The organism is Halomonas sp., assembly GCF_034520545.1.
In the GTDB taxonomy this organism is placed as follows: domain Bacteria; phylum Pseudomonadota; class Gammaproteobacteria; order Pseudomonadales; family Halomonadaceae; genus Halomonas.
Map to the genome: position 1 here is coordinate 400,786 of NZ_JAXHNN010000010.1, position 24,735 is coordinate 425,520.

Consider the following 24,735-nt stretch of genomic DNA (forward strand, 5'->3'; position numbering starts at 1 on the left):
CTATCCAATAGGCACAGAACAAGAGGCGTCTGGCCGAGGGGAATTGACATCCTCCTCTCCCTGAAGGAAGAGGATTCCCGGGTTGTTGCCTCCCCGGTTCCTGCTTCATCGCCCGCTGCCCTTGGTGATGACACCGCCGGTCTTACACAGGCTCCACAGGCTTAACCTCCCGTGTGCCCCACGGTAGTGTGCTCGTGATGGCGGAGCTTGTCGGCCCCCGCCAGGATCGCCTTCCCCGCCTGCAAGATGTTGCGGGCGGCATTGATGTCGCGGTCGATGCCCTGGGTGCCACAGGCCGGGCAGTCCCAGGTGCGAACATTCAGCGGCATCTGGTCGGCGATGTGGCCGCAGTGGAAACAGCGCTTCGAGCTGGGATACCACTTGTCGATCTGCACGAAATCGCGTCCGCACCGCTCGGCCTTGTAGGCGAGCTGGAGCGTGATCTGATGCCAGCCCACGTCGCTGATCGCCTTGGCCAGTGACCGGTTCTGGAGCAGGTTCTTGACCTGCAGGCTCTCCGCCGCAACGACTTGGTTCTCGTGAATGAGCTGCGTGGTGAGCTTGTGGGTGGCATCGAGACGCTGATCAGCCAGCTTGGCATGCAGCCGGGCCACCCTGTGGCGGCCCTTGGCCCGGTTGGCTGAGCCGCGCTGCTTGCGTGACAGCGCCCGCTGGGCGCGGGCCAGCTTGCGCTCGGTCTGGCGCAGGAAGCGCGGGTTGGGGATCTTGGCACCGTCGCTGGTGATAACGCGGTGCGTCAGCCCCAGGTCGATGCCGACCATCTTGGGCGTGACCGGCAGCACGGACTGCTCCTCTTCCACCAGGAAGCTGACATGATAGCGCCCAGCAGTGTCGAGGCTAACGGTGATGCTGGTGGGCTCGCCACTGAAATACCGGCTCCAGCGGATATTCAGCGGGTCTTTCTGCTTAGCCAGCCACAGTTGCCCGTCGCGCCAGCGAAAGCCGTTGGCCATGTAGGTGGCCGACTGCTTGCGGCGCTTCTTCTTGAAGGTCGGATAGCGCGCCTGGCCTTTGAAGAAATTGGCAAAGGCGCGATCCAGATGCCGTAGTGACTGCTGGAGGCAGACGTTGGAGACCTCGGCCAGAAACGCCGTCTCCGGCTGCTTCTTGAGGCTGGTAAGGGCCTTGGCGGTGGTGTTGTAGCCCATGCGCTCCTGGCGCTCGAACCAGGCATCCGTGCGTTCGCGCAGGAAGTGATTGTAGACGTACCGCGCACAGCCGAACGTCCGGGCAAGCTGCTCGGTCTGCTCAGACGTCGGATAGAAGCGATAGCGGTAGGCACGATGCACGGTAGTCATGACGTAAATCTAGAGCGCTATATTTAACCTATCAATAGAGGCGCTGACGCGCCTCACGCTTTCCTTCCTCGCACCAGAAGTACGAGGTTTGACGCGCACTTTGATCAGCGGCAGAAGGGCCATACCTCGAGCAGGCCGTCGCAGCGAAACTCCGCCTCGCAGGCAGCGAGCTGATTCCGATAGCGTGAGGCGTTAGCGGCAACCTGGCGGGCGGCACGCTGCACGCCGGGCTTGCCGCGCCAGGAGCCGCGTCGATAACCCCCCTGCCCTTCGTGGTAGGCCAGGTAAAGGTGCTCGGGGTTGTGCAGGGAAACGCCGGTCATGCGTTGGGTACGGGCGTTGTACCATCCGATGAAGTCGGTGGCGTGCTTCATGTGAGACCGCCGCGCAAACAGCCGCCCTGCCTCGTCCTCGTACTCTTCCCATACCGGGTCCTGGGCCTGGGCATAGCCATAGGCAGAGGAGGGTCGCTTCCAGGGAATGAAGCCGAGCAGCTTGCCGCGAGGCGGCTTCACATGGCTACGGAAGCTGGATTCGCGCTCGATGAAGGCCATCTGAGTAGCAACGGGTGTACCCCACTTTTCCTCTGAGGCACGAGCGTAATCGTACCAGTCGGGCTGCTCGCGGAAGATCTCGCAGATATTCGACTGGTTCTCGGGGGGTGCCGGAGCCAGCATCGCACAGTCTGAGAGCAATACGAGAAACGCCAGAGTGGACAGAAGGCGCAGGGCCGACCGGCACGGCAGGGTCGGGTTGGCAGTGTCAGTCGAGGTCATGGTTCAGCCGCCTTGATGGCCAGGGTGGCGCCCTCCTTTCAGCGGCGCCATGCGCGTAAACTGTAGCGAAGACAGGATAGCACCGCGATCTCTGAAATTGCCCGGTCAACGACCAATAGGCACTGCAGCAGCACACCACGTTTTCGACTCGCGAAGGAACCGCGCCAGCCCACGCCCTTTCGATCCGGCTAGCGGGGTGGCATCCTTTTTCGTCGGATGTCTACGACCCACACCCGCAACGCGAGTCCAGCGTGACGACAACACAAGGAGAGCCGTGGCCATTAAACAGAGATTCGCCCAGCCCTTGAGACATGCCCTGCATCGCCACCTCTTCTCCCTGCGGGGCCGTCTACTGCTGGGGGTCGTGGTGATCTGGACGCTGTTGAGTCTGATACTGCTGGCCCTGGGCTGGCAGTCCGGCACACTGCTTGTCGAAGAATCCAACCGCGTGCACCTCCGCTATGAAGCAGATCTGATACGCAACGACATCACGAATGAGATCGAGCAGCGCCTGGAGGTGCTGGAACGCTTGGCCGGTCAACTCCGTGACCCCTCCCCGGGATCACTGTCGCGGGGAAACCACGATCCCGTGCTCGCCATGTTCGAGGGCCTGGTCGTGGTCGATGCCGAGAATACCGTCGTCGATGACTGGCCGATGATTGCGGGTCGTATCGGCCGGGACGTCAGCCACCGGAGCTACGCACGCTTCATGCGCAACATCCAGCGCCCCCATGTCAGCGAACCCTTCGTCGGTGATGTCTCCGGCAGGCTGCTGGTCATGATGCTCGTTCCACGCCATGATGAGCAGGGCCGCTATGCCGGTTTCCTGGGCGGACTGGTCGAACTCGACCGCAGCGAGTTGTTCACGGGGTTCAATCGTCTTCGGCTGGGCGATGAGGGCCACGTGGTGATCGCCACGGCCTCGGGACAGCTGATCTATCATCCTGAGCAGAGACAAGGCCTGCCGACCCTGGATGACGTCGTGCAGGACCCCTGGATGGATCTGGCGCTTGATGGCTGGGAGGGCGAAGCCAGTGGCAAGCTGCACGGGGGCAGCGCGGCTCTGACGGCCTATCGACAGATCTGGCCCGCCGACTGGATCCTGGGCCTCTACCTGCCCCTGAATCAGGTCTATAGCCCCCTGGCAGACGTCATGGAGCGCATTGCCTTGCGAGCCTGGTGGGTACTGGGGCTGTTGCTACCGGTGATGGCGGCCTTGATCTGGCTGGCCCTGCGGCCACTGACGCGCCTGGCTCATCAGATCAAGGATCTGGGTCACGGCCGCCGGCGCTCCCTTCAGATAGCAACCCGAATGCACGAATTGCGCCGCGTCATCGACGTCTTCAATGAGGTGGAACAAGATCGTGCAAGGACGATGGAAGACCTGCAAAAGCGCAAGGCCTTTCTAAAGGGCATTCTGGCCGCCTCGCCCCAGGGCATGTTCGTCACCGATACCCAGGGACGCCTGACCTTCGTCAATCGGACACTGAAACAGCTGCTGGGGATCAGGCCGCCGGTCCATCTGCCAACCTGGGCCAAGCGTATCCACGAGGAGGATCGCGAACCCCTGGTGGCCGCTTGGCAGGCATGCCTTCTCCGACAGAAGGACCTTGTTCGTCAGTTCCGCTACCACGGCAAGGATGGGGAACTTTACTGGTTGGACGTCCACGCCAATGCAATCCGCGTGGATGGCGAGATCATCGGCCTGGTGGGAATCGTGCGCGACATCACCCAACGCCAACACGAGGATATCCTGCTCCGTTGGGAAGCAGAGCATGATCCACTGACCGGCCTGCTCAACCGTCGCGGCTTCCAGCGCAGGCTGGAGGAGGCCTTCGCTGCCTGGGAAAAAGCCGGCACTCCATCGGCCCTGCTGATATTCGATCTGGACCACTTCAAGACCGTCAACGATACGGGCGGCCACGCCCTGGGCGACAGCATGCTGCAGCAGGTGGCAGCGGCGATGGGCGCGGAAACGCGCAACAGCGATCATGCTGCTCGTCAAGGAGGTGACGAATTCGCCATTCTGCTGCCGGGCTGCGAGTTCCCTCAGGCCATGCGTATCGCCGAATCGCTACGGGCACGGATTGCAGCAAAAGGCCTGGAACAGAACGGCCAGACTTGGCGGGTGACGGTCAGTATCGGGGTGGCTAGCTTCCAGCAGGCAGACCAGAGCATCAATGATGTGACAGGGCGTGCCGACGCGGCGAGCTATGCGGCCAAGTCACAGGGTCGTAACAGTGTGGTCGGCGGATGACCAGACCTTTAAGGATAGCCGCTGCGGAACCTATATACGGCTTGACATCATGGGCCTGACCCTGAACTTCTCGGCCTATATGGCGGAATCCATCCGTGCCGCCATTGTCGGGGTCGACCGAAGTCAGACGGAGGCTGCGCTACTGGATCATCGTGGAGCAGGGACCACCCGGCCAGCTCTTCGGTTCACCGCAGGATCCCCGCACGCGGGACTTCCTACGCAAGGTACTGGCGACACAGGTAGCGCTGGACACTCCGACCTGAGCCGAATGGCTCACGGCCGCGTTGTGGGGCTCGGCGGGCTTCCCGTATAGTAATGTGACACTTTTCAAGGCCCGCGCCCTCCTCGATGCCACAACCACGCGTCCAGATTCGTCCTCGCCGCCGCCCTCCTCTGCATTTCTTGCCGTTGGGCGGCTGCGGCGAGATCGGCATGAACCTCAGCCTCTATGGTGTTGGGGAAAAGGGCCATGAAGATGACTGGATCGCCGTGGACTGCGGCATGATGATCCGCCAGGATCTGCCGGACAATCCCCTCCAGGTGCCGGATCTCTCCACCCTGGAGACGCTGTCGATCCGACCCCGGGCGCTGATCATCACCCACGGCCACGAGGATCATATCGGTGCCGCCGCCTGGCTTTGGCCCAGGTGGGGCTGCCCGATCCACGCCACGCCGCTGGCCGCCGGCCTGCTGAGAGCCAAGTTCGCCGAGCGCGGCCTGGCCACCGACGCCATCCAGGTCATCGAGCCCGGCGAGGCGCTGGAGACCGGGCCCTTTACCCTGCGTTACCTGCCGTTGACCCACTCGATTCCCGAGAGCTGCGCGCTGTTGATCGCCGCCGGCGCCTATCGAGTGCTGCATACCGGTGACTGGAAGCTCGATCCCGAGCCGCTGATCGGGCCACCGATCTCGGCCGCGACCTTTCGCGCCATCGCGCCCGTGGATCTGGTAGTGGGAGATTCCACCAACGCGCCGATTCCCGGCCACTCGCGCAGCGAGGGTGAGGTTGCGGACGCGCTGGCACATACCATCGCCCGCTGCGAGGGGCGGGTGGTGGTGAGCTGCTTCGCCAGCAACCTGGCAAGGGTGCTGGCCATCGGCCGTGCGGCGGCGCGCTGCGGCCGCCGAGTCAGCCTGATGGGGCGCTCCATGGAGCGCATGGTGGCCGTGGCCCGGGGGCTTGGCTACCTGGACGACCTGCCACCCCTGGTGCCGGTGACCGACCTTGGCTATCTGCCTCCTGAGGAAGTCCTGGTGATCGCCACCGGCAGCCAGGGCGAACCGCGCGCCGCGCTATCACGCCTCTCCCGGGGGCGCCACCCCCACTTCGAGCTGATGGCCGGCGACACGGTGATCTTCTCTGCCAAGGCCATCCCGGGGAACGAGCGGTTGATAGATCGCCTCAAGCGTGGACTCAAGCACTTCAGCGTGGCCATCCTCGACGACGAGAACCACCCCGAACTGCACGCCTCGGGCCATCCGGCCCAGGACGAATTGCGCACCTTCTACGGCTGGGTAAAACCACGCCACCTGCTGCCGGTGCATGGCGAGCCTCGCCACCAGCAGGCCCACCAGGAACTGGCCGAGGAACTCGGCATTCAGGCCCCGGTGACGCCGGTCAACGGGGATCTGATCCGCCTGGATGCCGAGGGGCTTTCCCTGGAGGCGCGCCACCCCCAGCAGCCGCACATCGTCAGCCAGGATGCGGTCTCCGCCCTGCCCGGCCTGGGGAGTGGCGACAGGGATAACCGCTCACGCCATGGCAGCCTGTACCTCGCCATATCGGTGGCCGCTACGGACACCGGCTGGACCCGCATCGGCCGGCTGATGCTCGACACTAGCCAGGCGAGCCCGATGGACGAGACCGCCTTTGCCGACTGGTTGGATGACTGTCTCGAAAGGATCGAGGTGGATTCCCTGGCGGAATTACGCCTGGCGCTGCAACCCAGGCTGCTAGGCTGGCTTGCCGATCACCTGCACCGGGTGCCCGAGGTCCACTTGCAAATCCTCGCGGTGGAAGCGGAGATGCTGGAGAAGTAGAGCGTATTCTTCACACAGACTGGCGTAATGGTTCACCGCACGACACCAACTGGCCACCCAGTCTCCGTAGGCCCGGTAAGCGCCAGCGCACCGGGCGTGGAGAGGGCACAATCTTCACGCCGGATGCGCCTTCGGCTTATCCGGCCTACATGTTCCCGATCGCTTTCACGCCAGTTTGCGAAGAACCTTTTTTCGCGCCCACTGCGGTGAAACAAAAGGCACCTCAACCCTTGTTGGCATTCTTCGGCGGACGACCACGCTTGCGCTTGGGCTGTTCGGTCACCAGATCATCCAGGGATAGGCCGGCTTCGTTGATCTGCTCACGGATTTCGGCGAGTTTCCTGGCCTTGTCGGCTTCCTCTTCCTGGCGCTGAACTTCCTCGTCCTTCTTCTGATCGATCACCTCACCGATGACCTCGGCCAGCTTGCGAAGCTGTTCCATGCTCAGCTGGCGTGCCGCGGCACGAGCCACGTTCTTGTTGCGGGCGATGCGCTCCAGGGATTCGCTGGACATTAGCGGTCTCCATGCCGAATGTTGGACGGTTGTGTTGCGTAATGACACGTCAAAAGTATATGCACTTGCGCCATATTGGCAAGAAAAGCCGCGGGAAAAAGTGGGGCAAAGACAGGAGAAATTGACGCCATCAAACGTAGGCAGCCGTGCGGAACTCGCGATGTATCGGCAGGATTTTCCCTGCCACAAGACAGCGGGCGACATCGTGATGTCGCCCGCTTCGCCTCTTTGCCGATTTTCATCCGGCTTTGATGACATCTCAGCCGCCGGTCATGTTCATGAAGCGTACCACCTGGACGTCGCCGTCCGTGGTGAAGTAATGCCGCTCTGGCTTGAGCGGCATGGCGCGTACGATGGCGTGCTTGAGCGCCTCCATATCGCCGGGGTGACGACGCAGGACAGCGCGCAGGTCAACGGAGTGCTCGTTGCCGAGGCACAGCAACAGGCGCCCTTCCACGGTGACGCGGACCCGGTTGCAGGTGTCGCAGAAGTTGTGGCTGTGGGGCGAGATGAAGCCGACCCGAGACTCGCTGTCGGGCATCTTGAAATAGCGCGACGGGCCGAGGGTCGATTCGGTGGTGGGAATCAGGGTGTGGCGGGTCTCGATATGTGCCTGGACCTCGTCACTGGAACAGAAGGTCTCGGCACGCGAGTGATCGGACACATCGCCGAGGGGCATCTCCTCGATGAAGCTGATGTCGAGCCCCTCTTCACGTGCGAAATCGACGAGATCGACCACCTCGTCATCATTGCGACCCTTGAGGATGACGGCGTTGAGCTTGATACGTTCGAAGCCGGCGTCGCGAGCGGCACGAATACCGTCGATGACCTTGTGCAGGTCACCGGTGCGGGTGAGCCGGCGAAAGCGTCCGGGGTCCAGGGAATCGAGGCTGATATTGAGTCGCTGCAGGCCACCCTCGCGCAGACGCCGGGCGAATTTGGGCAGGCTCGCACCATTGGTGGTCATGGCAAAGTCCTTGAGCCCCGGCAGCGCTCCGATATCATCGACCAGGTGATCGATATCACGCCTGACCAGGGGTTCGCCCCCGGTCAGGCGGATCTTCTCCACCCCCATCTCGGTAAAGGCCCGGGCGACCATCGCCAACTCTTCCAGGGTCAGCACCTGGGCACGCGGCAGGAAGGTCATCTCCTCGCTCATGCAGTAGACACAGCGAAAATCGCAGCGATCGGTGACCGAAATGCGCACGTAGCGCACTCGCCTGCCGAAATCGTCGATCAGCTCATCGGTCATGTAGACATCTCCCAGCGACGAGCATCCTGATGATCTCCGTCGCGTTCCGAAACCCAGTAGTCCCCGCTGGCGGTGTGCTCCTTCTTCCAGAAAGGCGCGCGGGTCTTGAGGTAATCCATGATGAAATCGCAGGCATCGAAGGCGGCGCGTCGATGGGCGCTGGCGACCACTACCAACACGATAGGGTCTGCGGGCTCGAGGCGTCCAATCCGGTGGATCACGGTCACGCCCTGAAGCACCCAGCGAGACCTCGCCTGCTCGACGATCTCGTCGAGGGCCACCTCGGTCATCCCCGGATAATGCTCCAGGGTCAGCGCCTGAACCTCGGGTCGCTCGTTGAAGTCACGCACCAGGCCGGTGAAACTCACCACCGCGCCAATATCGCTGCGCCCCTCGAGCAAGGCTCGCAGCTCTATGCCAGCATCGAAGACGCTCTCCTGCACGCGAATCATCGTTCAGCCTCCGGTCACCGGGGGGAAGAAGGCCACTTCGTCGTTATCGGTCAGCGGGGTGGCATCGCTGGCCATCACCTGGTTGACGGCACACAGGACGCGCCCCTGGTCGAGGCCTTCGAAGCGGGCGTCAAGAGCCTTGAGGGCCGTCTTGAGACCCGCCACATCGGAACTCGGGAGACGCTCGAGGGGAACCGAGACATCGCCGACCCCGAGTCGCTCACGCAGTTCGGCCAGGCATTTGACGCGGAGACAGGGAGTGGCAATGTCACAACGATGCCCCACCGATACCTCGCCGGATACCCCCTCACCGGTGACGATAGGTGACGGGGAAGACTCGATAATGGAAGGTGCCACCGCTCGCGCTCCCCAGGCTTCATCACGGCGATAGTCGCCGGACTTGCCGCCGGTCTTGGTATCGAGATGGATAGCGCCGATCTCCATACCCTTGTCCACGGCCTTGCACATGTCGTAGAGGGTCAGACAGGCTACCGAAACGGCGGTCAACGCCTCCATTTCTACACCGGTTCGTCCGGTGAGGCGACAGGTGGCGGTGACATGTACACAGCACTCGGGCTCGTCGAGCTCGAAGTCGATGGCGACCTTGGACAGCGCCAGGGCATGGCAGAGCGGGATCAGTTCATGGGTGCGCTTGGCGGCCTGAATACCGGCGATGCGCGCCGTAGCCAGTACGTCGCCCTTGGGCAGACCACCCTCGGCGAGCAGCGCCAGGGTCTCGGGCTGCATGCGGATGAGGCCTGAGGCACTGGCTTCGCGGGTGCTTTCAGGCTTGTCGGCGACGTCGACCATGTGGGCTTCGCCGCGGGCATTGATATGGGTCAGGGACATGGAGGTCAGCGTCTCATGGCAGTCGATGAAGGGGTTGAATGCTCACCGTCTCGCCCGGGTCTGCCCCGTCGCGATCGTCGGTGAGCTCGATAAGGCAGTTGGCCGCCACCATCGAGGACAGGATCCCGGAGCCCTGGGCGCCGGTGCTGCATACGTGCAGACGGCCATCGGTGTCAGCGTAATAGCGACCGCGCAGGAAGTCGGTGCGCCCGAGCCGGCTCTTCAGTGCCTCGTCGGCGATAGCCGTCAGCCGCAGCGGCTCGCGCTCCGACCTTCCCTGTAACTTGGACAACAGCGGCACCACAAATTGCAGAAAGGTCACCATCACCGCCACCGGGTTACCGGGCAGCCCCAGGAAAGGCACGCCCCTTTCACCCAACAGACCGCACGCCAGGGGGCGCCCGGGGCGAATGGCGATACGCCAGAAGGCCAGGCGGCCAACCGTTTCCAGCGCCGCACGGGTGAAGTCGGCGTGACCCACCGACACGCCGCCGCTGGTGATCACCATGTCGGCATGCCCGGCGGCATCGCTCAGGGCAGCGACCATGGCTTCGCGGTTGTCAGGCAGGATGCCAAGATCGATCAGCTCGGCGCCCTGCTCGGCCAGCAGGCCGGCCAGAGTATAACGATTGGCGTCATGGATGCCGGCCAGTGGCAACGGCTCGCCGGGAGCCGTGACCTCGTCACCGGTGGAGAAGATCGCCACCCGCGGGCGACAGTGCACGCTCGCCTCGGCCAAGCCCAGGGAGGCCAGTAGCCCCAGTTCGGCAGCGCCCAGCCGAGTACCGGCGTGCAGCGCCGTGTGGCCCCGAGGGATGTCCTCGCCGGCCTGACGCACGTGCTGGCAACGCCTGACGGCTTCGGGTTGTTGCACCGCCAGTGTCGCGCCGTACTCCTCGAGCTGTTCGAGCATGATCACGGTATCAGCCCCCGTCGGCAAAGGCGCTCCGGTGGTGATGCGCACGCACTCGCCAGCACGAAGCGTCTCATCAAAGCACCGGCCGGCGAGCACCTCGCCCACAACACGCCACTCGCCAGGCAATTCGTCAGCCAAAGGCCAGGCCAGGGCGATGCCATCCATGGCGGCATTGGTGTTCTGTGGCACGTCGATGGGCGAGACGGCGTCCTCGGCCAGTACCCGGCCGTAGAGCTCGGCCAGGGCCACGTGCTCGGCGGGCAGCGGCGCTTCGATGAGGCTGGCCAGGCGCACCCGTGCCTCCCCCACCGAGAGCATGCGCTCGCCGAGATCGAAGCAGGAGAGCGTCATGGCGTGGTCTCCTGGTCACAGGTGCGCTCGCGGGGTCTCTGCCGACTTGGCCAGAGGACGGGCCAGGCGGCGATCCAGTCGCTGAGCGCCTCGAGATCGTTGAGGTCCAGCGCTTCGACGCCCTCGGGCAGCGTGAGGTCAGCGTCACTGGCCACCGCGTGTACCCAGGGGTCCTCGGCGACGCGCAGCGACTTGCCCACCTCGGGGCGATAGAGTTCGAGCTTGGGCAGCGGCCAGGCCTTGAAGCCTTCCACCAGCACCAGGTCGGGATGCTGGGGACGCACCATGTCGATGAGCTCGGCCAGATCGGCCTCCTCGCGCCCGGGGGTTTCCATCATCAGCGCCACCCGGGCACGAGACGCCACCAGCATAGGCGAGGCGCCGGCCTCGCGCAGGCGGTGGCTGTCCTTGCCGGGCTGATCGACATCGAAGGCATGATGAGCGTGCTTGATCACCGCCACGCGCAAGCCCCGTGCGCCGAGGCGAGGCAGCAGTTGCTCCAGCAGGGTGGTCTTGCCGGTCCCGCTCCAGGCGGCAATGCCGAGCAGTGGCAGCTGATCGTCGAACGCCAGGCACTGCGGTATGGCATCACCTAGGGTGCGCTCCAGGCGCTGCTTGTCATCTTCGGTATTCAAGTTGGCCAAGGCGTCGGGGCAATCGCTCACATCCACCCGACACCAGGCGTGGCGAGCGTACCAGCGATCGATCTTGCGCTCACCGTCGGCCAGGGCCTCCGCCAGGTCATCAACCAGGGAGGTACGGATCAGCGCCACCACCGGATGGAGGCGCTCGCCGTCGAAGGCCACGGCGATATCGCACTCGCCCTCGCCATTGCCAACAGAGGCCACCAATCGATCCACCATCCGATCCACTAAATCCCTGGGCAAGGCCGGACTGTCGCAGGGCGCCACCAGCAACCAGGGCGTGGTTGCAGCACGAAGGCCGCTGTAGATGCCCATCAGCGGGCCCTGGAAGCCGCCCTCGGCATCCGCGATCACGCGGTCGGCCAGCGGCGCATAGGCCTCGGCATTGCGATTGGCGTTGATCAGCACTTCGTACACCCTTCCCGCCAGACGCTCGCGAACATGGGCCACCAGCGGGCGACCGGCGAAGGATTCGAGCCCCTTGTCGCGACCGCCCATCCGGCGCCCCTGGCCGCCGGCCAGGATCAGGCCGGTGAGGTCGTCTCGGGTGATCATCGGCTCTCCTGACTAATAGTCATATATGACTCTAAATTTGACTCATGATGCCTCAGCCCGGCGGCGGGTGCCATGCCGGCCGTCCACGCTGGAGCCCTGCCCTGACGCCAGTCAAACTCTAGCTTATCTACGTGCCTCCAAGGAGGTACACTATGTTGAAAATATTCCACGAATACGGCGACAACCGCGCCAAGGACCGACTCATGGACGAGGCATTCGATGTAGGTGCCCGGCTCAAGCAACTGAGGCTGTCGCGCGGACTTTCCCAGCGTGAACTGGCCAAGCGGGCCGGGGTTACCAACAGCACCATCTCACTGATCGAGCAGAACAACGTCAGCCCCTCGGTGAGTTCGTTGAAGAAGATACTCGACGCCCTGCCGGTGTCGATCAGTGCTTTCTTTGCCGGTGATGAGCCCAGTCAGCCACAGTCCTTCTATCGTCAGGGCGAACTGACCGAGATCGGCGATGGCCAGCTCTCCTGGCAACTGGTGGCCGCGCGGCGACCCGACCGGCGCATGTCGATCATCCACGAGCGTTACCCACCCGGGGCCGACAGCGGCGAGGAGATGCTGGAGCATGACGGTGAGGAAGGCGGCGTGGTGGTCGCGGGGCAGATCGAGATCACCGTGAACGGCGAGGTCGGAGTGCTAAGCGCAGGCGACGCCTACTACTTCGACTCCCGCCTGCCCCACCGCTTTCGCAACCCCGGCGACGAAGAGTGCGTGATCGTCAGCGCCAATACCCCGCCGACCTTCTCCGACGCTGGCCAGGACGTACATCACGCCTGAGGCGTATCTTCCTCCTCGGCACCGGGCAGCACCCAGTTGAGGACGATGCCGACCAGGGCGGCGAGGCTGACGCCCTGCAGGGTGAACTGGCCATTGCCGAACTGCATGCCGCCGATGCCAAAGACCAGCACCAGGGACACCACTACCAGGTTGCGAGGTGCGGTTAACGGCTTGCCGGCACGCACCAGCGTGTTCATGCCGATCACGGCGATCGAACCGAAGAGCAGCGTCATGATGCCGCCCATCACCGGACCGGGAATGGTCTGCAACAGCGCGCCGAGCTTGCCGACGAAAGCCAGGAGAATGGCGATGCAGGCGGCCACCACCATGATCCGGGGATTGAACGCTCGGGTCAGGGTCACGGCGCCGGTGACTTCCGAGTACGTCGTATTGGGGGGACCGCCGAAGATCGCCGCGGCGGTGGTAGCCAGGCCATCGCCCAACAGGGTGCGGTGCAGGCCGGGCTTCTCCAGGTAGTTTCTGCGGGTCACCGAGCCGATGGCGACCATGTCACCGATGTGCTCCACCGCGGGGGCAATGGCCACCGGGATCATGAAGAGGATGGCCGCCCAGTGAAAGCTCGGCGCGGTGAACGACGGCAGCGAGAGCCAGGCCGACGCCTGTACCGGCGTGAAGTCCACCACTCCCATGACCAGCGCCAGCGCGTAGCCCGTCACGATACCGCCCATGATCGGGATCAGACGGATCAGGCCGCGTCCGAATACCGCCAGCACCAGCGTCACCAGCAGGCTGACCATGGAGAGAAAGATCGCCGCACCGTAGCCGATATTATCGCTGGTCTCGCCGGTGGCCATGTCCACCGCTACCGGCGCCAGTGCCAGGCCGATCACCATGATCACCGGCCCCACCACTACCGGCGGCAGCAGCCGATGCAGCCAGGCAGTGCCCTTGAGGCGCACGAACTGCGAGATCACCACATACACCAGGCCGGCGGCCATCAGCCCCCCGAGGGTGGCGGGGATGCCGAAGTTGGCCACCGACCCCTGGATGGGCGCGATGAAGGCAAACGACGAGGCCAGGAAGACCGGGACGCTGACCCGGGTCACGCCATGAAAGATCAAGGTGCCGACCCCGGCCGTGAACAGCGCCACATTGGGATCCAGCCCGGTGAGCAGCGGCACCAGCACCAAGGCGCCGAATGCCACGAAAAGCATCTGTGCGCCGGTGAGCAAGGTGCGCAACGGCGAGTCGGTGGGCATGGCGGCCGGCGCGGTACTGTCGGTCATGATAAAGGGCTCCAGGAAGATCAAGGGGAACGAATCGCGCGGCATTCTATCAGCAAGGCGCTTGCATGGGTGTCCCGGAAATCCGCGCGGTGTCTGCCCTCTTTCAACCCTCCTCTGACTCGAGGTACTCCTGCAGGCGTGCTTCGGCCTGGTCGTCGAAGAGGATATCGCAGGCTTCGCGCAGCCCCGGCGAGTCGCGAATACTCTCCTCGGGGACCACCAGCGAGACCTTGGAACGACGCCGCAGGAAATCTTCCAGCTTGGTCACCATCTCGCGGCGCCTGGCCAGCTTGAGTTCGCAGCGCAGATATTCTGTTCCCTCGATGAGCACCTCACCCTGGGTCGGATCCTGGCGGATGTCCTCGAGCATCTCCAGCGCCTGGGCGCCATAGCGTCGCCATAGACGTGTGCTCAATGGCTCGGAGGCCTCGGCGCTGGTCATGGCGTCCAGGTCCATCAGCCTCGCCTGGTGCATGAAGGCCTCGCGGACCGAAGCATCGGGCTCACCGTACCAGCGGACATCCGGATAGGGGATCTCGACGCCGAGCCGGCGCACCTCTTCCACCAACTCCTCGCCGACGTTGAGGCAATCGGTCAACTTGCCACCGAAGATGCTCAGGTGACGCTTTTCGCTGTCGACGTCTATCGCATGCTTGCGCGACAGGTTGAGGAAGTCACGATCGTCACCAGCGCTGGGCTTGACCGCCAGAGGGCGCACGCCACAACGCGTTGCGATGATATCCTCCTTGCCCAGGGGGGTCTGGAGTTCGAGCCGCGTATTGATATTGTTGAGCACGAACCGGATGTCTTCCTCCGTTGCGCCGACCTCGGGATTCTCGACCCGGGTATCCGTGGTGCCGATGCAGGTACGCGGCCCCATGGGAATGACGAAGAAGAGCCGGCCGTCGTCGGCAAAGAAGGCCAGCACGCGCTTGCTGTCGGTCAACCGCGGCACGATCAGGTGAATGCCCTTGGAGAAAACGTGACGATGGTCGGTCTGTTGACCCGATAGACTATTGTGCTGATCGACCCAGGGACCGGCGGCATTGATGAGCACCCTGGAGCGAATCTCGAAGGTACTGTCATCGGTGCGATCCCGAACCTGGGTAATCCAGAGATCCCCCTCTCGGCGCGAGCCCAGCGATTCGACGTAGTTCGCCGCCACGGTCCCAAAATCCAAGGCACCGCGAACGAAGTTGAAGACGAAGCGCGCGTCGTTGTCGTGCAGGTAGGCATCGGAATACTCGAAGCCCCCCCGGGCGTTGCGAGTATCGATGATCGGCTCACGCGCCTTGATGCCCGAAGGGCGCAAGAAGTTGGGCCTCCGTGTGAAGGCGCTGCCCATCAGCCAGTAGAGCCAGGTACCGGCCCAGGGATAGAGGGGATGGTATCGAAAGCCTTTGTTGATGGTGGTCAGGAAGCGTATCTCCTGGACCGTAGACGGGTAACTCTTGATCAGGTGGTTGCGACTCTTGCACAGCTTGCGCACCAGCTTGAAGTCACCGCTTTCCATGTACTTGATGCCTCCCCAGACCAGGTTGGAGGAGTGCATGCTGGTACTGCCAGCGAAGTCGCCGCGATCGATCAGGGCAACCTTGGCCCCCTTCCCACTCAGCGCTGCAGCCGCCGACGCCCCATTGATGCCACCGCCGATGACCAGAACATCAAAGGTCTGACAGGGAAGCTTGCGGATATTGTTCTCTCTGAGTTGCATGTCTGGCCCTTTTTTCAAAGCAACAGGCCCCGCTCGGCATGCACCGAGCGGGGCCCTGGGTCCCGTTCAGGCAACCGGTTACACGATCTTGAACTGCCCCGGGAACACCCGGGGCAAGAGCGGGCGGGTCAGGCGACCCGCCCGTTCATCATTCGCGAGAACCGGCGGCCATCCACGCCTCCATCATGTCGTCGTAGGGGACGGTCGTGCCCTGCGGCATCTCGTCGTCCAGTTTCGCCTTCGGCGAACCGGGCTGATCGAGCCAGTACTGCGGGTCACGCTCGTCGTTCAGGTTTGGCGAGTAGGTCTCGAACACCTTCGCCCGTGCCAGGCGCGCCATGATGCTGTCCATGTCGCCGGCCAGGTTATCCAGCGCTTCTTTGGGAGAAATATCACCACTGACGGCCGGCGCCAGATTCTGCCACCACAGCGGCGCCATGCGCGGATAGTCCGGCACGTTGGTGGAGGACGGCGTCCAGTTGGACTCCTTGGGGCTGCGATAGAACTCCACCAGACCACCCAGTTGCGGTGCCATCTCGGTCATCTGCTCGGAGAAGATATCGGACTCGCGAATCGGCGTGAGGCCGGCCATCAGCTTCTCCAGAGAGACGGTCTTGGCGACGGTGAACTGGGCGAACAGCCAGGCGGCGGTGCGACGATCCTCCGGAGTGGAATCGAAGAAGGTCCAGGAACCCACGTCCTGATAGCCGACCTTCATGCCTTCTTCCCAGTACGGGCCGGTAGGTGACGGCGCCATCCGCCACTTGGGGTTACCTTCCTCGTCGGTGACCGGCAGACCGGGGTCGGTCATGTCGGCGGTGAAGGCGGTGTACCAGAACATCTGCTGGGCAATCTGCCCCTGAGCCGGAACAGGACCCGCCTCACCGAAGGTCATGCCGGTGGCTTGGGGTGGCGCATACTTTTCGAGCCAATCGACCATCTTGGTGACGGCAAAGATCGAGGCTGGCGAGTTGGTGGCCCCGCCACGGCTGACGCTGGCACCCACCGGCTGGCTCTCTTCATTGACGCGGATGCCCCAGTCGTCCACCGGGTTACCGAAGGGCACACCGGGGCTACCCATGCCGGCCATGGAGAGCCAGGAGTCGTGGAAACGCCAGCCCAGCGACGGATCGCGACGGCCGTAGTCCATATGGCCGTAGACCTTGGTGCCGTCGATCTCGCCGACGTGCTCGGTGAAGAACTCGGCGATGTCTTCGTAGGCCGTCCAGTTGGTCGGCACACCGAGGTCGTAGCCGTAGATCTCGCGGAACTGTTCCTGGAGATCCTCGCGCTGGAACCAGTCATAGCGGAACCAGTAGAGGTTGGCGAACTGCTGATCAGGAAGCTGGTAGATATTGCCATCCGGCCCCGTGCCGTACTGCAGGCCGATGAAGTCATCGAGATCCAGGGTCGGCAGGGTGTAGTCGGCCCATTCATTCTCCATGGCGTTGGAGATATTGATGGTGGTGCCGTAGCGGATGTGCGTACCGATGGCGTCGGAGTCGTTGACGTAGCCGTCGTAGATGTTGCGGCTCGACTGCATCTGGGTCTGCATGTTGTTGACCACATCACCCTCACCGATGATGTTGTGGGTCACGTCGATGCCGGTCAGCTCGCCAAAGGCTTCGGCCAGCACGTCTCGCTCATAGATGTGCGTGGTCAGGCCCTCGGCTACGGTATTGATCTCCATGCCGCGGAACGGCTCGGCGGCCTCGGCAAACCACAGCAGTTCCTCGATCTGCTCCTCACGGGACAGCGTCGAGTTCTGGAAGTGTTCATCGACCAGACGTTCGGCGATGGCACGTGCGTCGTGATTGTCGGCGTGCAGCGCACCGCTTGCCAGCATCACACCGGCGGCGAGTAGAGAGAGTCGCATTGTTGTCGCTTTCATAATGACCTCTTTGGTTGTAGTAGTCCGTCCGTGGACATTCGGCTCCATGCGTTTCTGTCAGCCCCAGCGCATCAGGACAAGTAGCCAGAGACCCGATGCTCCCAGAGCCAGCCAGATGCTGAACGGGGTAAAGCCAACCACTGCCAGGTGGATGTAGGCAGCGGAGAGAAGCCCGATGAAGAGCCTGTCACCGCGGGTGGTCGAGATCGGCAGGAAGCCCTTGCGCTCGACCGTTGGCGAGATGACTTCCCAGGCCGTCATGCCGGCCAACATCGCGGCAATGACCGCGAAAAAGATCGTGGTGGGAGTGGTCCATACCATCCATTCCATGTCGCGTCTCCTCAGGTACGGCCCAGGGCAAAGCCCTTGGCGATGTGATTGCGAACGAAATAGACCACCACGATGCCCGGCAGGATGGTCAGCGTGCCGGCAGCCGCCAGCGTACCCCAGTCGATCCCCGAGGCGCCTTTGGTCTGGGTCATCACTGAGGCGATCGGCTGAGCGCCAGTGGAAGTCAGGGTGCTGGCCAGCAGCAGTTCGACCCAGGAGAACATGAACAGGAAGAACAGGGTCACGCCGATCCCCGAGCTGATCATCGGAATGAAGATCTTCACGAAGAACTTCGGGAAACTATAGCCATCGATGAAGGCGGTCTCGTCAATCTCCTTGGGAACCCCGCTCATGAAGCCCTCGAGAATCCACACGGCCAGCGGAATGTTGAACAGGCAGTGGGCAAGGGCAACCGCGACGTGCGTGTCGAACAGGCCGACGGTGTAGTAGAGCTGAAAATAGGGCAGCAGGAAGACGGCCGGCGGCGCCATCAGGTTGGTCAGCAGCCAGAAGAACAGGTGCTTGTCACCGATGAACTTGTAGCGGCTGAAGGCATAGGCTGCCGGCAGAGCCACCGCGATGCTGATCACCATGTTCATCAGCACATAGGTGATCGAATTGACGTACCCCATGTACCAGCTGGGTTCGGTCAATATCTTGGCATAGTGCTCGAACGTGAAGTCTTCCGGCCAGAGGGTCAGCCCGCCGAGAATCTCGGTGTTGGACTGGAACGACATATTCAGCAGCCAGTAGATCGGCAGCAGCACGAACACGATATAGACCGTCATCAGTCCCCGGCGGCGCCACTGATTGGTCGCGGAGCGGGCCTTGCGACGACGCCGGTTATTGACGGCCGCGGCGCGCTGGCGTACGGCATCGGGTGTAGTGGGCAATGAATCACTCATGTCATGCCTCCTTGTTGTTGTCGTCTTTCTGCATGTTCATGATCGCGGTATAGAACACCCAGGTGACCAGCAGAATGATCAGGAAATAGATCAGCGAGAATGCCGCCGATGGCCCAAGGTCCTGCTGGCCTATGGCCATGGTCGTCAATGACTGGCTGAGGAACGTCGTGGAACTGCCGGGGCCCCCGCCCGTGAGCACGAAGGGCTCAGCATAGATCATGAAGGAGTGCATGAAGCGAAGCAGCACGCCGATGACCAGTACGTTAGTGAGCTTGGGTAGCTGGATGTAGCGGAACACGGCCCACTTCGAGGCACGGTCGATACGCGCCGCCTGGTAATAGGCATCGGGGATCGAACGCAGGCCGCTATAGCAGAGCAGTGCAATCAACGGGGTCCAGTGCCAGACGTCCATCAGGATGATGGTTGCCCAGGCATCCACCGGGCTCGAGGTGATGTTGTAGCCATAGCCGAGCTCGCGCAGACTCCATCCCATCAGGCCGATATCACCCCGGGTGAAGATCTGCCAGATACTGCCTACCACGTTCCAGGGAATCAGCAGGGGCATGGTGACGAGTATCAGCACAGCCGAGGCCTGCCAGCCCTTCTTGGGCATGATCAAGGCAATGCCGATGCCTAGAGGCACCTCGATGGCCAGCACCGTCAGTGAGAAGGCGAACTGACGCACTACTGCCGACTGCAAGGCCGGGTCGTTGAGCATCTCCTTGAACCACTCGGTGCCAGTAAAGAAGCGTGTATTGGCATCGAAGACATCCTGAACCGAGTAGTTCACCACGGTCATCAGCGGAATGACGGCCGAGAAGGCCACCAGCAGCAGCATGGGCAGGATCAGCCACCATGCACGATTGTTGTAGACTTTATTCATGGTCGATCTCCACGCGGAATTCGTCGACATAAAGGCCGAGTCGCTCGTCGGGGAAGCGCAACCAGGCCTTACCCGAGGGCGTATTCTGGTCTTCCTCGATGCGTGCCTTAAGTGCAATGTTACCCAGCTTCAGGTAGACGATGGAGTAGGTTCCCAGATCCTGAGCGTGCTCCACTCGGGCTTCCATGCCGTCCTCGACCGGATCGGCATGCACCTCGATGAATTCGGGACGGATACCGAGTTTTATGTTGGTGGAGCGGGCGTTTCCAACGGCATCGCGCACGTTATTGCCTACCGTCAGCTGGGTATCTCCGGCCATTACCTTACCGTCACGAGTTGTGACAGCCAGGAAGTTCATCCCGGGACTACCGATGAAATACCCGACGAAGGTGTGGTTGGGCTTTTCGAAGAGTTCTCTGGGCGTGCCGAACTGCACCACCTGCCCTTCGTACATGACGGCAATCTTGTCAGCGAAGGTGGAGGCCTCGAGCTGGTCGTGGGTCACATAGACCATGGTGATCTCGAAGCGCTGATGGATCTCCTTCAGCTTGCGGCGCAGCTTCCACTTCAGCTGAGGGTCGATAACGGTAAGCGGCTCGTCGAAGAGAATTGCCGAGACGTCCTCGCGAACCAGCCCCCTGCCCATGGAGACCTTCTGCTTCTCATCGGCGGTGAGGTTCTTTGCCTTGCGCTTAAGTTGGCCAGTGAGTTCCAGAACGTCGGCGACTTCCTTTACGCGCTCACGCACACGGACCTCGGGCGTGCGCACATTGCGCAGCGGAAAGGCCAGGTTGTCGTAGACCGTCATGGTGTCGTAGATGACGGGAAACTGGAAAACCTGCGCAATATTGCGTGCCTCGGGCGGCAGAGCATTGACCACTTCGCCATCGAAAAGCACTTCACCGCTGGAGGGCTCCAACAGGCCGGAGATGATATTGAGCAAGGTCGACTTGCCACAGCCGGAAGGTCCGAGCAGCGCATAAGCGCCGCCCTGGTGCCAGACGTGATTCATCTCGCGAATGGCGTAGTCTTCCGGCGACTGTGGATCGGGCAGATAGGTGTGAGCCAGGGATTTCAGGGTGATCTCGGCCATATCAGATGCCCCCCAAGTGAGTCGGTATATGCACCACCGCCCCTTGGCGGTCGAAGGCGTAGACCTTGTGGGTCGGGAAATAGAGGGTCACTGGCGCGTCAACGCGAAACTCATGAACACCCTCAAGATGTACCGTCATGTGGAAGAGGTCGTTGTGCACGTGCAGAAAGGTTTCGGAACCACTGATTTCAGCCAGATCGACGGTCATCTTCACTTCGATGTCATCCTTGGCACGAGGCGCGAGCGAGATGTGCGAGGCACGCACACCAAAGCGATACTCCCCCGGTGCCAGGGTGCGCAGATCATCGTTGATGGGAAAATGCAGCGACTTGTCAAAGGTCACCTCGGAGCCGGAGATGATGCCCCTGACGATATTGATCGGCGGCTCCGAAAACATTTCCGCGGTCAGAATATCGCACGGCCGGTGATAGACGTCTTCGGTACGTCCGTACTGCAGGAGGCGACCCTCATGAAGCACTGCAGTATTTCCGCCCAGGGCGAGTGCCTCGGCCGGTTCGGTGGTGGCATAAACGGCAATGCAGTTACGCTCGCTGAACACCGCGCGCAACTCGTCGCGAAATTCCTCCCGCAACTTGTAGTCCAGATTGACCAGCGGCTCGTCGAAGAGGACGACGTCGGCATCCTTCACCAGCGCACGCCCCATGGCGGTACGCTGCTGCTGGCCACCGGAAAGCTCGAGAGGCAGGCGATCGAGCATCTGCTCGATATGCAACATCTCGGCGACCTCTCGCACTCGGCGATCGATCTCGGCACGATCGACCTTGGCCAGTTTGAGGGGTGAAGCGATATTGTCGTAGACGGAGAGCGCCGGATAGTTGATGAACTGCTGATAGACCATGGAGACGTTGCGCTTGCGCACGGAGCGACCGGTCACGTCTTCCCCATCCATCAGGATTCGCCCTCGAGTCGGCGTATCCAGCCCCGCCATCAGTCGCATCAAGGTGGTCTTGCCGGCCAGGGTTCGCCCCAGCAAGACGTTGAAGGAGCCGGGCTGGAGCTCCAGGTTCACGCCCGCGATATAGGTGTCGCCACCTACCACGTGATCGATGTTTTCTAGGATCAAGGACATACGGATCTCGACGGTTCGTTGTTATGTGTTGATTCAGGGACAGCTGAATACAACGTAGCCGAGATTCGCTTTCAAACACAAATGTCGTCAACCGAAAATAGCGTTCATCGCCATGGCCTTCCTCTTAAAATCTCTCTAAGCCTCTGTTATTAGATAACTTTAACAAGACATTGAACTTTTGTCTTAGAGTGGAAAAGGACGCAACCAGAACGACGGCCCTTAGATTCCATGTTGTCAAGTGATCGAAAACGAACATTGCACGGCACCAGGATACCCGTGCGACGAAAACCGGGGACCGGAGACGGGAGAGAAATGAGACGAAGGGAGGGAAGCACAGTGAGGCGACGACCCCAAGGACTTCAGTCCTCGGGGCGGGAGGGTATCGAGAGTCGTGCCAAATCGTTCAGCGGGTGCCGAAGATCTTGTCGCCGGCGTCCCCCAGGCCGGGGACGATATAGCCATTATCATCGAGGTGGTCATCCACCGCGGCGGTGTACAGCTCGATATCCGGATAGGCGTCCTGGACACGCTTGATGCCCTCGGGAGCAGCGACCAGCACGATGACCTTCATGTGCTTGCAACCCCTCTCACGCAGCATGTCCAGGGTGGCAACCATGGTGCCGCCGGTGGCCAACATGGGATCAATGACGATGGCCATGCGCTCATCCAGGTCATTGGCGAACTTGGCGAAGTAAGGCACCGGCTCGAGTGTCTCCTCGTCACGGTATAGCCCCACCACGCTGACCCTGGCACTGGGGATCAGGTCGGTGACGCCGTCGAGCATGCCCAGTCCCGCCCGCAGGATCGGCACGATGGTGACCTTCTTGCCCTTGAGCAGCTGCACCGGAATCTTCTCGCCGTTCCAGCCGTCGATTTCCTGCTCCTGGAGTTCCAGGTCGCTGGTCGCCTCATAGGTGAGCAGCTTGGCCAGCTCGCCGGACAGTTCACGAAAACTCTTGGTGCTGATGCCGGCTTCGCGCATCAGACCGAGCTTGTGCTGGACCAGGGGATGCTGGATGGCGTGGACGCTCATGTATGACCTCGTTGCTGCAGAGAGAAGGGGGACGACCTTGGTCGGTTAGACGGCTCCCATAAATTGCGCACTATTTTAACCACATCCCGCTTAGAGGTTAAGGCTGAGCAGGCAGCTGCCAGTCGATGGGCTCGCGGCCTTGCTCCATGAGAAAGGCGTTGGCCCGGGAGAAGTGGTGGTTGCCGAAGAAGCCCCGGTGGGCAGAGAGCGGCGAGGGATGCGGGGATTCCAGTACCAGATGGCGCGACGTGTCGACCAGCGCTTTCTTCTGGCGGGCGTGACTGCCCCACAGCAGAAAGACCGAAGGCTCGGCATGCTCGCTAACCGTGGCGATGGCGCGGTCGGTGAATGTCTCCCAGCCCTTGCCGCGATGAGAGCCGGCATTGCCCGCCTCCACCGTCAACGACGTATTGAGCAGCAACACCCCCTGGCGCGCCCAGTGCTCGAGGTTGCCGTGGTCCACCGGTTGAAAGGCCACGTCCGCCTGCAGTTCCTTATAGATATTGACCAGTGAGGGTGGCACACGCACACCGGGGCGCACCGAGAAACAGAGCCCGTGTGCCTGATTCGGCCCGTGATAAGGGTCCTGGCCGAGGATCACCACCTTCACGCGGTCCAACGGCGTCAGCTCAAAGGCGCGAAACCAGTCTGACGAGTGCGGATACACCACCCTCCTGGCCGCCTTCTCGGCCGCCAGGAAGTCACGCAGCGACTGCATGTAGGGCGCCTCGAACTCGTCGCCCAGCCACTGTTGCCAGCTTTCAGGGAGCGGCGTGCTCATGGCTCAGCGCTTCGCCTGGTCGACCAGCGGCTCGACATAGGCCACGCCCATGTCCCAGGGAAACTGGATCCAGCAATCCTGAGCCACCTCGGTGAGGTACTGATCCACCAGCGGCTTGCCCTCGGGCTTGGCATAGATGGTCACGAAGTGGGCCTTCGGCAGCATCTCACTCACGGCCTTGGCGGTACGGCCGGTATCGACAAGATCGTCGACCAGCAACCAGCCCTCCCCGTCATGGTCGACGCCCTTCAGCACGTCCAGGCCACCCTGATCCATATGGTCGTAGCTCTTGATGCAGACGGTGTCGATCAGGCGCACGTTGAGTTCACGGGCGATCAGCGCCGCCGGAATCAGGCCGCCGCGGGTGATGGCGATGATACCCTTGAAGTCACGCTCGATCAGCCGGTGGCAGAGCTCGCGCACGTCGCGGTGCAGCTGGTCCCAAGATACGGTGAAGTGCTGGTGGTAGCGATGGGTGCTCATGAAGCTCACTCGTCCTCGGTGAAGGAACAGACGGCGAAGACACCATACCCGGCCTCGCGGATGCGCTGCGAGCCGCCAAGGTCGGGCAGGTCGACGATGGTGGAGGTCTCGACCACCTGCCCGCCGCTGCGGCTGATCAGCTTGGCGGCAGCCAGCATGGTACCGCCGGTGGCGATCAGATCGTCGACGATCAGGATGCGGTCACTTTGCTTGAAGGCATCGGAGTGTAGCTCCACCTCGGCCTCACCGTACTCCAGGGTGTAGGTTTCGCTGATGGTGCGGAAGGGCAGCTTGCCCTTCTTGCGCACCGGCACGAAGCTGCAACCCAGCTCATAGGCCAGCGGTGCGCCGACGATGAAACCCCGGGCGTCGATGGCGGCGACGGCATCGATGCCCATCTCCTGGTAACGGTGCACGAAGCTGTCGATCAGCTTGCGGAAAGCAGCCCTGTTCTGCAGCAGCGGCGTAATGTCGCGGAAATTGACCCCCGACTGCGGCCAGTCGGGGACGGTGCGGATCACGGACTTAATGTAGTCGCCGTAGATGCTCATCGGATCGAGTCTCGGTGAGTG

Annotated in this window: 23 protein-coding genes and 2 pseudogenes; 4 read left to right on the top strand and 21 right to left on the bottom strand. The window is 62.4% G+C overall.

The features are described from left to right. Window positions 1-161: 161 nt before the first annotated feature. On the bottom strand, window positions 162-1,319 hold the full coding sequence (locus U5L98_RS10450; protein ID WP_322558251.1) for an RNA-guided endonuclease TnpB family protein: 1,158 nt from the start codon (window positions 1,317-1,319) through the stop codon (window positions 162-164). Window positions 1,320-1,423: 104 nt separating this feature from the next. Continuing rightward, window positions 1,424-2,095 (bottom strand): lysozyme-like domain containing protein, encoded by a 672-nt coding sequence (locus U5L98_RS10455; RefSeq protein ID WP_322558252.1) that lies wholly within the window; start codon window positions 2,093-2,095, stop codon window positions 1,424-1,426. A gap of 274 nt (window positions 2,096-2,369) precedes the next feature. On the opposite strand from U5L98_RS10455, the gene U5L98_RS10460 reads away from it, so the two are divergent. From U5L98_RS10460 to U5L98_RS10470, 3 genes and pseudogenes are all read left to right on the top strand, one after another. Continuing rightward, complete coding sequence (locus U5L98_RS10460; RefSeq protein WP_322558253.1) at window positions 2,370-4,352, top strand: diguanylate cyclase; 1,983 nt, start codon at window positions 2,370-2,372, stop codon at window positions 4,350-4,352. Between the two features lie 46 nt (window positions 4,353-4,398). Next, window positions 4,399-4,494: pseudogene (locus U5L98_RS10465) on the top strand (amino acid ABC transporter permease); the annotation flags it as partial. A gap of 290 nt (window positions 4,495-4,784) precedes the next feature. Beyond that, a complete protein-coding gene (locus U5L98_RS10470) occupies window positions 4,785-6,392 on the top strand; it encodes a ribonuclease J (protein ID WP_322558941.1) in 1,608 nt (535 codons plus the stop codon). A 223-nt stretch (window positions 6,393-6,615) separates the two neighbouring features. Here U5L98_RS10470 and U5L98_RS10475 read toward each other — a convergent pair whose 3' ends face one another. From U5L98_RS10475 to mobA, 7 genes and pseudogenes are all read right to left on the bottom strand, one after another. Continuing rightward, entirely contained in the window at window positions 6,616-6,906 is a 291-nt protein-coding gene (locus U5L98_RS10475; RefSeq protein ID WP_322558254.1) for a hypothetical protein, read from the bottom strand. 259 nt (window positions 6,907-7,165) lie between these two features. Beyond that, window positions 7,166-8,158 (bottom strand): GTP 3',8-cyclase MoaA, encoded by a 993-nt coding sequence (moaA, locus tag U5L98_RS10480; RefSeq protein ID WP_322558255.1) that lies wholly within the window; start codon window positions 8,156-8,158, stop codon window positions 7,166-7,168. After that, window positions 8,155-8,610 carry a molybdopterin synthase catalytic subunit MoaE gene (gene moaE, locus U5L98_RS10485; protein ID WP_322558256.1) on the bottom strand — a complete coding sequence of 152 codons (456 nt, stop codon included), beginning with the start codon at window positions 8,608-8,610 and terminating at the stop codon, window positions 8,155-8,157. The genes moaA and moaE overlap by 4 nt, the downstream gene beginning before the upstream one ends. A gap of 3 nt (window positions 8,611-8,613) precedes the next feature. Beyond that, window positions 8,614-9,459, bottom strand: a complete 846-nt coding sequence (gene moaC / locus U5L98_RS10490) for a cyclic pyranopterin monophosphate synthase MoaC (RefSeq protein ID WP_322558257.1) — start codon at window positions 9,457-9,459, stop codon at window positions 8,614-8,616. Window positions 9,460-9,472: 13 nt separating this feature from the next. Continuing rightward, a complete protein-coding gene (gene glp / locus U5L98_RS10495; RefSeq protein ID WP_322558258.1) occupies window positions 9,473-10,726 on the bottom strand; it encodes a gephyrin-like molybdotransferase Glp in 1,254 nt (417 codons plus the stop codon). After that, window positions 10,723-11,310: a molybdopterin-guanine dinucleotide biosynthesis protein B gene (gene mobB / locus U5L98_RS10500; protein WP_416208256.1), complete on the bottom strand. Its 588-nt coding sequence runs from the start codon at window positions 11,308-11,310 to the stop codon at window positions 10,723-10,725. The genes glp and mobB overlap by 4 nt, the downstream gene beginning before the upstream one ends. A gap of 9 nt (window positions 11,311-11,319) precedes the next feature. After that, window positions 11,320-11,925 (bottom strand): annotated as a pseudogene (gene mobA / locus U5L98_RS10505) (molybdenum cofactor guanylyltransferase MobA); the annotation flags it as partial. 203 nt (window positions 11,926-12,128) lie between these two features. Here mobA and U5L98_RS10510 point away from each other — a divergent pair. Continuing rightward, a complete protein-coding gene (locus U5L98_RS10510) occupies window positions 12,129-12,713 on the top strand; it encodes a cupin domain-containing protein (protein ID WP_322558943.1) in 585 nt (194 codons plus the stop codon). Here U5L98_RS10510 and U5L98_RS10515 read toward each other — a convergent pair. From U5L98_RS10515 to U5L98_RS10570, 12 genes are all read right to left on the bottom strand, one after another. Next, window positions 12,704-13,960, bottom strand: coding sequence for a uracil-xanthine permease family protein (locus tag U5L98_RS10515; RefSeq protein WP_322558259.1), 1,257 nt, complete (start codon window positions 13,958-13,960; stop codon window positions 12,704-12,706). The genes U5L98_RS10510 and U5L98_RS10515 overlap by 10 nt on opposite strands. A 103-nt stretch (window positions 13,961-14,063) precedes the next feature. Beyond that, entirely contained in the window at window positions 14,064-15,674 is a 1,611-nt protein-coding gene (locus U5L98_RS10520) for a glycerol-3-phosphate dehydrogenase/oxidase (protein ID WP_322558260.1), read from the bottom strand. A 148-nt stretch (window positions 15,675-15,822) separates the two neighbouring features. Continuing rightward, complete coding sequence (locus tag U5L98_RS10525; protein WP_322558261.1) at window positions 15,823-17,565, bottom strand: ABC transporter substrate-binding protein; 1,743 nt, start codon at window positions 17,563-17,565, stop codon at window positions 15,823-15,825. Window positions 17,566-17,622: 57 nt separating this feature from the next. Further along, complete coding sequence (locus U5L98_RS10530; RefSeq protein ID WP_322558262.1) at window positions 17,623-17,895, bottom strand: DUF2160 domain-containing protein; 273 nt, start codon at window positions 17,893-17,895, stop codon at window positions 17,623-17,625. Window positions 17,896-17,906: 11 nt separating this feature from the next. Next, window positions 17,907-18,800 (bottom strand): carbohydrate ABC transporter permease, encoded by an 894-nt coding sequence (locus U5L98_RS10535; RefSeq protein WP_322558263.1) that lies wholly within the window; start codon window positions 18,798-18,800, stop codon window positions 17,907-17,909. A gap of 1 nt (window position 18,801) precedes the next feature. Beyond that, on the bottom strand, window positions 18,802-19,683 hold the full coding sequence (locus tag U5L98_RS10540; RefSeq protein ID WP_322558264.1) for a sugar ABC transporter permease: 882 nt from the start codon (window positions 19,681-19,683) through the stop codon (window positions 18,802-18,804). Further along, complete coding sequence (locus U5L98_RS10545; RefSeq protein WP_322558265.1) at window positions 19,676-20,776, bottom strand: ABC transporter ATP-binding protein; 1,101 nt, start codon at window positions 20,774-20,776, stop codon at window positions 19,676-19,678. The genes U5L98_RS10540 and U5L98_RS10545 overlap by 8 nt, the downstream gene beginning before the upstream one ends. Window position 20,777: 1 nt before the next feature. Continuing rightward, the gene (locus U5L98_RS10550; RefSeq protein ID WP_322558266.1) at window positions 20,778-21,866 is read right to left on the bottom strand and encodes an ABC transporter ATP-binding protein; all 1,089 of its coding nucleotides are present in this window, start codon (window positions 21,864-21,866) and stop codon (window positions 20,778-20,780) included. A gap of 403 nt (window positions 21,867-22,269) precedes the next feature. Continuing rightward, a complete protein-coding gene (upp, locus tag U5L98_RS10555) occupies window positions 22,270-22,899 on the bottom strand; it encodes a uracil phosphoribosyltransferase (protein ID WP_322558267.1) in 630 nt (209 codons plus the stop codon). A 97-nt stretch (window positions 22,900-22,996) separates the two neighbouring features. Further along, window positions 22,997-23,680: a uracil-DNA glycosylase gene (ung, locus tag U5L98_RS10560; RefSeq protein ID WP_322558268.1), complete on the bottom strand. Its 684-nt coding sequence runs from the start codon at window positions 23,678-23,680 to the stop codon at window positions 22,997-22,999. Window positions 23,681-23,683: 3 nt separating this feature from the next. Next, window positions 23,684-24,163 (bottom strand): xanthine phosphoribosyltransferase, encoded by a 480-nt coding sequence (gene gpt, locus U5L98_RS10565; RefSeq protein WP_322558269.1) that lies wholly within the window; start codon window positions 24,161-24,163, stop codon window positions 23,684-23,686. Window positions 24,164-24,168: 5 nt separating this feature from the next. Further along, the gene (locus U5L98_RS10570) at window positions 24,169-24,714 is read right to left on the bottom strand and encodes an adenine phosphoribosyltransferase (protein ID WP_322558270.1); all 546 of its coding nucleotides are present in this window, start codon (window positions 24,712-24,714) and stop codon (window positions 24,169-24,171) included. Between the last annotated feature and the right edge of the window lie 21 nt (window positions 24,715-24,735).